The sequence below is a fragment of the Rhodoferax sp. MLSD5-FHT05B10 genome (assembly GCF_058793415.1).
The window spans coordinates 153579-165589 of the sequence record NZ_JBXAFT010000002.1 but is presented as its reverse complement, the minus strand read 5'-3'; the positions used below and the strand labels follow the sequence as shown (position 1 = coordinate 165589).

The window sequence follows — 12011 nt, the reverse complement described above, 5'->3', positions numbered from 1 at the left end:
ATTCCGGGTTTTGGCCCGCGGACGGCGCCCCATAATGGTTGCCATGAGCAGCCCGCATACCACCGTCCCCACCACCGGATTGCTGTTGACCGGCGGCGGCGCGCGGGCGGCCTACCAGGTGGGCGTGCTGGAGGCGATTGCCGACATCCGGCTGGCCTGCGGCGCGGGCGAGCAACCCAACCCCTTCCCCATCATTGCCGGCACGTCGGCCGGTGCCGTCAACGCCTCGGCGCTGGCCTGCGGTGCCGACAACTTCGACGCCACCGTACGCATGATCGCCGCGACCTGGCGCGGTTTCCACGCCGACCAGATCTACCGCGCCGACCACCTCGCCATGCTGCGCTCGGGCGCCACCTGGATGACCCTGCTCTCGCTGGGCTGGGTGCTGGCCAAGTGGCGGCGCATCAAGCCGCGCTCCCTGCTGGACAACAGCCCCCTGCACACGCTGCTCAACCGCGTGGTGCCGCTGGAGCGCCTGCCCTACCTGATCCGCAAGGGCCACGTGCGGGCGCTGGCCGTGACCGCGTCAAGCTACAGCTCGGGCGAGCACGTGACGTTCTTCCAGGGCGACAAGCGCATCATGCCCTGGGTGCGCAGCCAGCGGCTGGCCGTGCGCGACAAGATCACCCACGCGCACCTGCTGGCCTCCAGCGCCATTCCCTTTGTGTTTCCGGCCACCGAGCTGCACATCAACGGCGCCACCGAGTACTTCGGCGACGGCTCCATGCGCCAGTCGGCCCCCGTCTCGCCAGCCATCCACCTGGGCGCCGAGCGCATCCTGGTGGTGGGCGCCGGGCGCATGCACGAACCCAAGAACGACGCCCACCTGAGCGCCTCCCACGCCTACCCCAGCATTGCGCAGATTGCGGGCCATGCCCTGTCCAACATCTTTCTGGACGCGCTGGCGGTGGACGTGGAACGGGCCCGGCGCATCAACCAGACCATCAGCCTGGTGCCCCCGGACGCCCGCAAGAGCAGCGCCCTGCGCCCGCTGGAGCTGCTGGTCATCGCGCCCAGCCAGCGGCTCGACACCATCGCTTCACGCCACGTGGGCGACCTGCCGCACGCGGTGCGCACCATGCTCGGGGGCGTAGGTGTGTCCGAGCGCCAGGCCGACGTCAAGGGCGCCGCGCTGGCCAGCTACCTGCTGTTTGAAACCGGCTACACCAGCGAACTGATGGCCCTGGGCTACGCCGACGCCCAGCGCCAGAAGGCCGAGGTCTGCCGCTTTTTCGGCTGGACCGACCCCGGGCAACCCGCGCACGCCCCGGCCAGCGAAGCGCCCGAACGCCGCGTGGACCCCCTGCGGATGCGCTGATTCCCGACGGTTGTGCCGTGCCCCATAATGAAGCGGTAGGTTCTTTTCCACCACTGCCAGGGGAATACCGCCACCATGCCCATCACTGATTCGGCCCATCCCGCGCAAGCCACGGTGCTCGTCGTCGATGACACCAAGGAAAACCTGACCGTCATCGGGCAGCTGCTGCGCCCCTACTTCCATGTGCGGGTGGCCAACTCGGGACAACGGGCCCTGCAGGTGGTGGAAACCGCCCCCCGGCCCGACCTGATCCTGCTGGACGTGATGATGCCGCAGATGAACGGCTACCAGGTGCTGGAGTCCCTGCGCACCCAGGAGCACCTGCGCCACATTCCGGTGATTTTCGTCACCGCCATGGATGCCGACGAAGACGAAGAGCGTGGCCTGGCACTGGGCGCCGTCGATTACGTCACCAAACCCGTCAAGCCCGCGCTCCTGTTGGCACGCATACGCGCCCAGCTGGAACTCAAGAAGGCCCGCGACTGGCTGAGCGACCAGAACGCCTTTCTCGACGCCGAAGTGCATCGGCGCATGGCCGAGAACGAGCTGATCAAGGACTTCAGCCTGCTGGCCATGGCCACGCTGGCGGAAAAGCGGGACAACGAAACCGGCAACCACCTGCGCCGCACGCAGGCCTACATCGAGGCGCTCATGGAGCGCCTGAAAAGCCACCCCCGTTTTCGCGCCGCGCTGGCAACCGAAGACCAGCGCCAGCGCATTGCCAAGGCCGCGCCGCTGCACGACATCGGCAAGGTCGGCATTCCGGACGCCATCCTCCTGAAGCCCGGCAAGCTCACCCCCGCCGAGTTCGAGATCATGAAAACGCACGCCGCCATCGGCGCGCAGGCCATTGGAGAGGCGATGCAGCGCGTGCAGGACACGCCATCGCCCGCCGACGCCGCGGCACAGCCCACCGCCGGCCCGCTGGCATTTCTGGAGACTGCGCAGCAGATCGCCGGCAACCACCACGAGAAGTGGGACGGCTCGGGCTACCCCGCCGGCCTGCAGGGCGACGCCATTCCCCTGTGCGCGCGCCTGATGGCCCTGGCCGATGTCTTTGACGCCCTGATCTCGCAGCGCCATTACAAGAAAGCGTTTTCGCTGGAGGACACGGTCCACATCATTGTCGAAGGCCGCGGCAAGCACTTTGACCCGGACATTGTGGATGCCTTCACACAGCTGGTCGATGACTTCACCGGCATCGCCGCGCGCTATGCCGACGCCCCCGCCCTCCACGCAGGAGACTGAGCATGCGCCCAATGCCCCACGCACTGCCGCTCCGTCCCCGCACACGACACTGGGGTTGCATCCTGGCGCTGTGCGGCCTGCTGGGCGGCGCGCAGGCGACCGAAACGCTGCCGGCGCCGGCCCCTTTTGTGGAGCGTTTTGCGGACCGGTCCCTGCTGGCGCAGATACAGCACGGCGGGTTTGTGCTGTACATGCGCCACGGCACCACCGACAACCGCCGTGCTGACCAGGCCCCCCGGATCGACCTGAGCGACTGCCGGACCCAGCGCCAGCTCAACAACGCCGGTCGCAGGATGGCCGTCAGCGTCGGCCAGGCCATGCGCCAGGCCAAGATCCCGGTCACTGCAGTGCTTTACAGCCCGCTGTGCCGCGCCCGTGAAACCGCCGAGCTGGCATTTCCCGCCCAGCGCCTGCACCTCCAGCCCGAAAACAACCTCGCCTACTCCGCCAACCTCACCAGCGAAGAAAAGAAGCCCGTCCTGGCGGCAACACGCAAGCTGCTGTCCACACCGGTACCGGCCGGCAGCAACCTGGTGGTGGTAGCCCACGCCCCCAACATGGCCGACCTGATCGGCTACTTCGTCAAGCCCGAGGGTACGGTGGTGGTCATTCGTCCCCTGGGTGACGGCCGCTTCGAGTACGTGGCCAGTATCCCGCCTACCCTGTGGGCCCAGTTGCGCGAACCCCCGCCATGAAGCCGCAGCTTCCCTTTTTCACCCGGACGCCCCCGCCATGCCCTTTGTCGATCTGAACCGGTTGCGACGCGTCCGGTTCCTGCTGTATTTTTTCCTGCCCGTGGCCTTGGCGCTCACCGCCGGGGCCGTGTTCGATTACGTGGCACAAAGCAAATTGCGCGCCGCGCAGGAAGCCGCCTCGCGCGCGCAGACCGAGCGCCTGCTCGAGTCCGTCGAAGCCGCCGCCATCAGCAAGCAGCTGCTGGAGATCCAGCTGGGCGTCTCCCAGGCCCTGACGGCTGCCAAGGCCGGAAAGATCAACGAGGAGCAGGCGTACCGCCTGCACACGCAGATCGTGGACAAGCTCGCGCTGCTGGAGCAGCGGCTGATTGCCATTGCCAGCGTCCACGAGCAGGAGCTGGTGCGAGCCATGCTGCCGGCCACGCTGCAGTCCTTCGCCCATTTCCGTGAATTCGCGCTGATGAGCACCGACCTCATGTCCGTCAACCGGGACCTGGCCGGGCAGCACCTGGTGCAGGCGGGCGAGCACTACGCCCAGTTCGCCCTGCAGCTCTCGAAGATCATCGACATCTATATCGACAACGCCCAGCACAAGGGTGCCCAGGTGCAGCAGGAGCTGCAGGCATATGGCCAGCGCATGGTGGCCATCAGCGCCCTGGGCACGGCCGTGCTGATCCTGCTGTGGCTGCTGGCCGCCATATCCCTGGCGCGCCGCCTGGACCGGCTCAACACCAGCCTGCAGGATCTGTCTCTGGGCCAGGAGAGCGCCGGCGACGCAAAGACCTTTGCCGCGGTGGCCGCCATGGCCAAACGCACGGACTCCCTGATCAGCGACATGGCGCGCGCGGTGCTGGCCTTTCGCGACGCCCAGCGCGAGCGGCGCCAGGCGCAGGAAGCCCTGCGCGACAGCGAGGAGCTGTACGCCAGCGTCTTCAGCCAGGCCCCCGTGGGGATTGTGGTGGTGGACCTGGAGGACCTGCGTTTCACCCAGTTCAACGAGGCCACCTACACCAGCCTGGGCTACAGCCGCGAAGAGTTTGCCCAGCTCTCGATCTACGACATCCAGGCCGACCTGACGCGCGCGGAGGTGGACCAGCGCGTGCGCCAGATCGTCATCGAAGGCGGCCTGGCCTTTGAAAACCGGCGCCGCACCAAGCAGGGCGATTTCCGGGACTACTGGATTTCCATGCGCCCGCTGCGCCTGCGCAACAAGACCTTCATGACCGGGGTCTGGGTGGACATCACCGACCGCAAACGCACCGAGCAGGAGTTGATGCGCTACCGCGACGAACTGGAACAGCTGGTGGGCGAGCGCACCGCCAAACTGGAAGAGACCAGCAACGCCCTCACCCGGCAAACCCTGCAGCTGCAATACGCCAACGCGGAGTTGCGCCACGCCACCCAGGTGGCCGAAAGCGCCAACCAGGCCAAGAGCGCCTTCCTGGCCAACATGAGCCACGAAATCCGCACCCCCATGAACGCCATCATCGGCCTGACGCACCTGATTCGGCGCGACACCACCAATGCACGCCAGCAACAGCAGCTCGACAAGGTGTCGGGCGCTGCCATGCATCTGCTGGCGGTGATCAACGACATCCTCGACTTCTCCAAGATCGAGGCCGGGAAAATGGCGCTGGACCCCACCGATTTCGAGTTGGAGCGTGTCATCAGCAACGTGTTCGCCCTCACGGCCGACAAGGCCGAGGCCAAGGGGCTTGAAGTGGCCGTGGAAATTGGCAGCCTGCCCGCCGTGCTGCATGGCGACGGCGTGCGGCTGGGCCAGATCCTGCTCAACTTCGTCAGCAACGCCATCAAGTTCACCGAAAAAGGCAGCGTGGTCCTGCACGGGCGCATCACGCGCCAGGAAGGCAGCCAGGCCTGGATCCGCTTTGAAGTGCGCGACACCGGCATCGGGCTGAGCGCCGAGCAGCAGACCAAGCTGTTTGCGGCCTTCCAGCAGGCCGACGTGTCGACCACCCGCACCTACGGCGGGACCGGTCTGGGGCTGGCCATTTCCCAGCGCCTGGCCGGGATGATGGACGGCCAGGTCGGCGTGCACAGCGCGCCGGGCACAGGCAGCACCTTCTGGTTCGAGGCCCCCTTTGGCATGAATGCCGCCGCCCCCTCGCGGGCCAGCAGCGTGCTGCCACCCGGCACGCGGGTGCTGGTGGTGGACGACATGGAGGAAGCGCGCGAACCCATGACCGACATGCTGACCACCCTGGGCGCGCGGGCCGACGCGGTGGCCTCGGGCATGCAGGCGCTGGTGCGCATTGCCGAGGCCGACGCGCTGGGCGACCCGTACCGGATCGTGCTGTCCGACTGGCAGATGCCCGGCCTCAACGGGCTGGAAACCTGCCAGCGCATCCGGCAGTTGGCCCTGCGCCAGCAACCGGTGTGCATACTGGTCAGCGGCAGCGTGGGTTGCCCGACGGAAGACGCCGAAGGGGGCGTGTTCGCCGCCTTCCTGCCCAAGCCCGTCATGCCGGCCCTGCTGGCCGACACCATCGCCAGCACCTGGGGACAGGCGCACACCACCACCGTGGCGCCGGTGCGCGGCACGGCGACGCCCCGCTTTGTGGCCGGGCAGCGCATCCTGCTGGCCGAAGACAACGCGCTCAACCAGGAAGTCGCCCGCGAACTGCTGCAGGACCTGGGTTTTGTGGTGGACATCGCCGACGACGGTCTGGCCGCCGTTGCCTGCGCGCAGCGTGCCCCCTACGACCTGATCCTGATGGACATCCAGATGCCCAACATGGACGGGCTGGAGGCCACCCGCCAGATCCGGGCCCAGCCGCAGCACGCCCACACGCCGGTGATTGCCATGACGGCCAACGCGTTTGCCGAGGACAAGGCCGTCGCGCTGCAGGCCGGCATGAACGACCACATTCCCAAGCCGGTGGACCCCGACCAGCTGTGCCGGGTGCTGGCCACCTGGCTGCCGCAAGCCCCGGACCCCGCCGCCGCCCCGCTGGTGCCGGACAGCGGCAGCTCCCTGCCCCCGGTGGCGGACGCCGGCGTGCGGCAGGTGCTGGAACAGATCGGGGAACTCAACCTGGAAGCCGGTCTGCGGGCCCTGCGCGGAGACGCCTCCCGGCTGGCCGGCCTGCTGCAGCACTTTGCCAGCGACCATGCGGGCGACGCCCGCAAAGCGCGTGCCGACATCCGCCAGGCGGACCCGCAAGCCGCCCTGCGCCGCCTGCACACCCTCAAGGGGCTGGCGGGAACGCTGGGCCTGACAGCCGTGCAGACCCACGCCGCGGCGGTGGAAGACGCGCTCAGGCACACACAGGCCCCCGCCGCCGTGGACACCGCGCTGGACCAGCTCGGCGCCGCCCTGACCCGAACGGTGGACGCCCTGCAGCCGCTGGGCCAGTTTCCCGCCGGCGCTGCGGCACCCGAGAGCCCGCTGCCCGAACTGCAGGCCAGGCTGCAGACCCTGCGCGACTTGCTGGCCACCGATGACCTGGACGCGGCCGACCTGTTTGCCGAACTGCAACCGGCCCTGGAGCAGCACTACCCCCGGCAGGCCAAGGCCCTGGGGCAGGCGATTGACGCCTTCGCCTTCCAGGAGGCGCACACCCTGCTGCGGTCCCTGCTGGGCGAAGACACTCCCGAGCCGGGCCCCGTCTCGCAAAAGACCGCCCACGACTAAAATCAGAGGCTGTACCCAGAAAGCCCCGTTTTCATGCCACGCCAACTCTTCGTCACCACCGCCCTGCCCTACGCCAACGGCAACTTCCACATCGGCCACATCATGGAGTACATCCAGGCCGACATCTGGGTGCGGTTCCAGCGCATGCAGGGCAATGCCGTGAACTTCTGCGGCGCCGACGATACCCATGGCGCGCCCATCATGATCGCGGCCGAAAAGGCCGGCAAGACGCCCCAGCAGTTCGTGGCCGACATCGCTGCCGGGCGCAAGCAGTACCTGGATGGCTTTCACATCAGCTTTGACAACTGGCACAGCACCGACGGCCCGGAGAACCACGCCCTGGCGCAGCAGATCTACCGTGACCTGCGCGACAACGCCGGCGGCTCGCTGATCGAGACCCGCACCATCGAGCAGTTCTTCGACCCCGAGAAGAACATGTTCCTGCCCGACCGTTTCATCAAGGGCGAGTGTCCCAAGTGCCACGCCAAGGACCAGTACGGCGACAACTGCGAGGTGTGCGGCGCCGTGTACGCGCCCACCGACCTCATCAACCCCTACTCGGCCCTCTCGGGCGCCAAGCCGGTGCTCAGGAACTCCGAGCACTTCTTCTTCAAGCTCTCCGACCCCCGCTGCGTCGAATTCCTGTCGCGCTGGACGCAGGATGGCAAGCTGCAGCCCGAGGTGGCCAACAAGGTCAAGGAATGGTTCTCGGTGCGCACCAACCCCGACGGCACGCAAAGCGAAGGCCTGGGCGACTGGGACATCTCGCGCGACGCGCCCTACTTCGGCATCGAGATTCCCGACGCGCCGGGCAAGTATTTCTACGTCTGGCTGGACGCCCCCATCGGCTACCTGGCCTCGCTGAAGAACCTGCTGGAAAAGCGCGGCGAGGACTACGACGCCTACATGGCCAACCCGGCGCTGGAGCAGTACCACTTCATCGGCAAGGACATCGTCACCTTCCACACCCTGTTCTGGCCCGCCACCCTGCATTTCAGCGGCCGCAAGGTGCCCGACAACATCTTCGTGCACGGCTTCCTGACCGTGAACAACGGCGAGAAGATGAGCAAGAGCCGCGGCACGGGCCTCGACCCACTCAAGTACCTCAGCCTGGGCATGAACGCCGAGTGGCTGCGCTACTACCTGGCAGCCAAGCTGTCGGCCCGCAACGAAGACATCGACTTCAATGCCGAAGACTTCATGCTGCGGGTCAACAGCGACCTGATCGGCAAGTACGTCAACATCGCCAGCCGTGCGGCGGGCTTTCTGACCAAGCGCTTTGGCGGCCAGCTGACGAAGGACTTTGGCGCGCAGGGCACCGCGCTGCTGGCCGAGATTCGGGCCGCCGGCCCCGCGCTGGCCCAGATATACGAAACCCGTGAGTTCGGCAAGGCCACGCGCGAGATCATGGCGCTGGCCGACAAGGTCAACGCCTACGTGGACCAGAACAAGCCCTGGGACCTGGCCAAGGACACGGCCAACAACGAGGCCCTGCACCAGGTCTGCTCGGTGCTGATCAACACCTTTGCCGTGCTGACCCGCTACCTGGCCCCGGTGCTGCCTGCGCTGGCCGCGGCCGTGGAAACCTTTGTCGGCACCAGCATGCAGCAATGGGACGTGGCCGGCGATGTGGCCGCCATCCAGCCCTACCAGCACCTGATGCAACGCGTCACCCCCGAGCAGCTGGACGCACTTTTCGAACCAAAAGAGCCCACAGCGCCCGCAGAAACTGCGCAGGCAGCTCCTAAAAAAGGAGCAAAACCCGCGGCAGCCGCCACCCCGGCAGACCCCAACGCCCCCGGCGGCGAGGCGCTGGCGCCCACCATCGGCATTGACGACTTTGCCAAGATCGACCTGCGCATTGCCAGGATCGTCCACTGCGAGGCGGTGGAAGGCTCCACCAAATTATTGCGCCTGACGCTGGACGTGGGCGAGAAGGACGAAGCCGGCCAGCCCCGGATGCGCAACGTGTTCAGCGGCATTGCCAGCATGTACCAGCCGGCGCAACTGGTGGGCCAGCTCACCGTGCTGGTGGCCAACCTGGCGCCGCGCAAGATGAAGTTCGGCCTGAGCGAGGGCATGGTGCTGGCCGCCAGCCACGCCGACGAAGCCGCCCAGCCGGGCATCTACATCCTCAACCCGTGGCCCGGTGCCCAGCCGGGCATGCGGATTCACTAACCGACCGGACACACTCCCATGGCAAGGCTTGTCGACAAGGTGCTCCGATGAACTGGCCAGCATGGGAGTTCCAGCCCAAGATCCGGGTCGCCCTGCAGGGCTATACCCGGCAGCGTTTCCTGCGTGACGTGGGTGCCGGCCTGACCGTGGGCGTCGTGGCGCTGCCGCTGGCCATGGCCTTTGCCATTGCCAGCGGGCTCAAACCCGAGGCCGGCCTGTTCACCGCCATCATTGCCGGCCTGCTGGTCTCGCTGTTGGGCGGCAGCCGGGTGCAGATTGGCGGCCCCGCAGGGGCCTTCATCGTCATCGTCTACGGCATCGTCGAGCGCTACGGCCTGGCCAACCTGATCATTGCCACCGCCATGTCGGGCGTGATCCTGTTTGCCATGGGGTTCTTCCGCATGGGCACGCTGATCCGCTTCATTCCGGTGGCCGTGGTGATCGGCTTTACCAACGGCATTGCGGTGCTGATTGCGCTGTCGCAGGTCAAGGATTTCCTGGGCTTGCGCGTCACCGCCATGCCGGCCGATTTCTTCGGCATCCTGTCCACCCTGCAGCACGCGCTGCCCACGATCAACCTGCAGGCCACGGCCGTGGCCACGCTGTGCCTGGGCGGCATCGTGCTGTGGCGCGTGGCCATGCCGCGCCTGGGCGTGCGCCACCCCTGGGCCAGCCGGCTGACCGTGGTGCCCGGCTCGGTCGTGGTGCTGGTGCTGGCCACGGTGGGCGTGTCACTGCTCAAGCTGCCGGTGGAAACCATCGGCAGCCGTTTTGGCGGCATTCCGTCGGCCTTGCCGGCGCTGCAGTGGCCGGCGTTCTCGTGGGCGTCGGCGCGCTTCCTGTTCATTCCGGCCGTCACGCTGGCGCTGCTGGGCGCCATCGAGTCGCTCCTGTGCGCGCGCGTGGCCGACGGCATGATTGGCGACCGCCACAACCCCAACCAGGAGCTGATGGCCCAGGGCATTGCCAACTTCGTCACCCCGTTCTTTGGCGGCATGCCGGCCACCGGCACCATCGCGCGCACCGGCACCAACGTCAAGAGCGGTGCCAGCACCCCCGTTGCCGGCATCGTGCACTCGGTCACCCTGCTGCTGATTGTTTTGCTGGCGGCGCCGCTGGCGCAGGACATTCCGCTGGCGGCCATGGCGGCGATCCTGATGTTCGTGGCCTGGAACATGGGCGAGTGGCGCGAGTTCCTGCACCTGCGCCAGTTCCGCCTGCCCTACCGGGTCACGCTGCTGGCGGTGTTCTTCCTGACCGTGGTGTTTGATCTTACGGTGGCCGTAGAGGTGGGACTGGTGGCCGCCTGCATCACGTTCATCTACCGGATCTCCAGCCTGTCGCGCTGCGAGGCGGTGGACCTGTCCAGCCACCCGGCACTGACCGGGCCGGACCGCGACATTGCCGGCTACCGCCTGTACGGCGCCCTGTTCTTTGGCGCCGTCAAGCTGGTCGAGGACCTGCAGGACCGGCTCCCCCGCGACGCCCTGGTGCTGGACCTGAAGAACGTGATCTACATCGACTCCTCCGGGGCCGACACCCTCAACGACCTGGCGCGCACCTGCACACGCGTCGGCGTGCGCCTGCTGGTGTGCGGCCTGAGCCACCAGCCCCTGGACATTGCCCGGCGCAGCGGTTTCGTGTACCTGGTGGGGGCCGGCCACCTCTACCCGGACCTGAACGCCGGCCTGGCCGCCGCCGCGCAACCCGCGGCCGACCTGCCCGCGGCGGCGTGACGCGCCCGGCCCGGTAAAATGCGCCAACGAGGTTCACCAAGGTTATTGCCATGAGTATTTTTCGCCGCCCCGACTACAAGTCCGAAGCCACCCAGTTCATCGACCAGCTCAAGGTCGCCCAGCCCGAGCTTGAGGCGCAGCAGCGCCAGGGCCGCAACCTGCTGTGGGACAAGGTAGTGGACCGCATCCTCTGGAAAGGCTTTCGCAGCGCCCGCGTGGCCCAGAAGCCCTACGTCTACCAGACCGACAGCAATTAAGCATCAAAATAGGCTGCGAGCCGCGCAGAAACTGCGCAACTCGCTCTTGTTTTCATAGCAAAACCATGACGCAAACTTCTGCGGACGCCGCCTCCACCGAGCCGCAAGTGACGGTCCTGCCCGCCATGCCGGAGGTGGTGGACCAGGTGGCCCTGGCCCGCCTGTACGGCGAGCCGCTGTTTGCCATGCCGCAGGATTTGTACATCCCGCCCGACGCGCTGGAAGTGTTCCTGGAGGCGTTCGAGGGCCCGCTGGACCTGCTGCTCTACCTGATCCGCAAGCAGAATTTCAACATTCTGGACATCCCCATGCTCAGCGTGACGCGCCAGTACCTGGTCTATGTGGACCAGATCCGCAAGCGCAACCTGGAACTGGCCGCCGAATACCTGCTGATGGCGGCCATGCTGATCGAGATCAAGTCGCGCATGCTGCTGCCGCCCAAGAAGGTGGCCGAGGGTGAAGAGGCCGAAGACCCCCGCGCCGAGCTGGTACGCCGGCTGCTCGAATACGAGCAGATGAAGCAGGCCGCGGCCCGGCTCAACGCCATTCCCCAGTACGGACGCGACTTCCTCAAGGCCGAGGTCTACATCGAACAGTCCCTGCAGCCGCGCTTCCCCGAAGTCAACCTGACCGACCTGCAGGAAGCCTGGCGCGACATCCTCAAGCGGGCCAAGCTGGTGCAGCACCACAAGATCACCCGCGAGGAACTCTCCGTGCGCGAGCACATGGGCATCGTGCTCAAGAAGCTGCAGGGCCGGCGCTTTGTCGGCTTCGAAGAGTTGTTTGACGCCGCCAGCGGCGCTCCGGTGCTGGTGGTGACCTTCATCGCCCTCTTGGAGCTGGCCAAGGAAACCCTGATCGAAATCACCCAGGCCGAGGCGTTTGCCCCCATCTACGTGCGCCTGGCCTACGCCCCCACCTGAA

Annotated in this window: 8 protein-coding genes; all 8 read left to right on the top strand. The window is 67.0% G+C overall.

What is annotated here, in order from left to right:
• Positions 1–34 precede the first annotated feature (34 nt).
• The 8 genes from AC1Q5W_RS03435 (at position 35) to AC1Q5W_RS03400 (ending at position 12010) form a co-directional block, all read left to right on the top strand.
• Entirely contained in the window at positions 35–1318 is a 1284-nt protein-coding gene (locus AC1Q5W_RS03435; RefSeq protein ID WP_492643844.1) for a patatin-like phospholipase family protein, read from the top strand.
• A gap of 75 nt (positions 1319–1393) precedes the next feature.
• Entirely contained in the window at positions 1394–2566 is a 1173-nt protein-coding gene (locus tag AC1Q5W_RS03430) for a response regulator (protein WP_492643845.1), read from the top strand.
• Between the two features lie 2 nt (positions 2567–2568).
• On the top strand, positions 2569–3261 hold the full coding sequence (locus AC1Q5W_RS03425) for a histidine phosphatase family protein (protein WP_492643846.1): 693 nt from the start codon (positions 2569–2571) through the stop codon (positions 3259–3261).
• 37 nt (positions 3262–3298) lie between these two features.
• Complete coding sequence (locus tag AC1Q5W_RS03420) at positions 3299–6916, top strand: response regulator (RefSeq protein ID WP_492643847.1); 3618 nt, start codon at positions 3299–3301, stop codon at positions 6914–6916.
• Positions 6917–6949: 33 nt separating this feature from the next.
• A complete protein-coding gene (gene metG / locus AC1Q5W_RS03415) occupies positions 6950–9094 on the top strand; it encodes a methionine--tRNA ligase (RefSeq protein ID WP_492643848.1) in 2145 nt (714 codons plus the stop codon).
• A 47-nt stretch (positions 9095–9141) separates the two neighbouring features.
• Positions 9142–10830, top strand: coding sequence for a SulP family inorganic anion transporter (locus tag AC1Q5W_RS03410; protein ID WP_492643849.1), 1689 nt, complete (start codon positions 9142–9144; stop codon positions 10828–10830).
• Between the two features lie 50 nt (positions 10831–10880).
• Positions 10881–11087, top strand: coding sequence for a DUF3460 family protein (locus AC1Q5W_RS03405; RefSeq protein ID WP_492643850.1), 207 nt, complete (start codon positions 10881–10883; stop codon positions 11085–11087).
• 125 nt (positions 11088–11212) lie between these two features.
• A complete protein-coding gene (locus AC1Q5W_RS03400; protein ID WP_492646121.1) occupies positions 11213–12010 on the top strand; it encodes a segregation and condensation protein A in 798 nt (265 codons plus the stop codon).
• Position 12011: the final 1 nt, after the last annotated feature.

Bases quoted from the DNA above. Each gene is read 5' to 3' on its own strand.
- AC1Q5W_RS03435 (WP_492643844.1), top strand. From the start codon at position 35: ATGGTTGCCATGAGCAGCCCGCATACCACCGTCCCCACCACCGGATTG.
- AC1Q5W_RS03430 (WP_492643845.1), top strand. From the start codon at position 1,394: ATGCCCATCACTGATTCGGCCCATCCCGCGCAAGCCACGGTGCTCGTC.
- AC1Q5W_RS03425 (WP_492643846.1), top strand. From the start codon at position 2,569: ATGCGCCCAATGCCCCACGCACTGCCGCTCCGTCCCCGCACACGACAC.
- AC1Q5W_RS03420 (WP_492643847.1), top strand. From the start codon at position 3,299: ATGCCCTTTGTCGATCTGAACCGGTTGCGACGCGTCCGGTTCCTGCTG.
- metG (WP_492643848.1), top strand. From the start codon at position 6,950: ATGCCACGCCAACTCTTCGTCACCACCGCCCTGCCCTACGCCAACGGC.
- AC1Q5W_RS03410 (WP_492643849.1), top strand. From the start codon at position 9,142: ATGAACTGGCCAGCATGGGAGTTCCAGCCCAAGATCCGGGTCGCCCTG.
- AC1Q5W_RS03405 (WP_492643850.1), top strand. From the start codon at position 10,881: ATGAGTATTTTTCGCCGCCCCGACTACAAGTCCGAAGCCACCCAGTTC.
- AC1Q5W_RS03400 (WP_492646121.1), top strand. From the start codon at position 11,213: ATGCCGGAGGTGGTGGACCAGGTGGCCCTGGCCCGCCTGTACGGCGAG.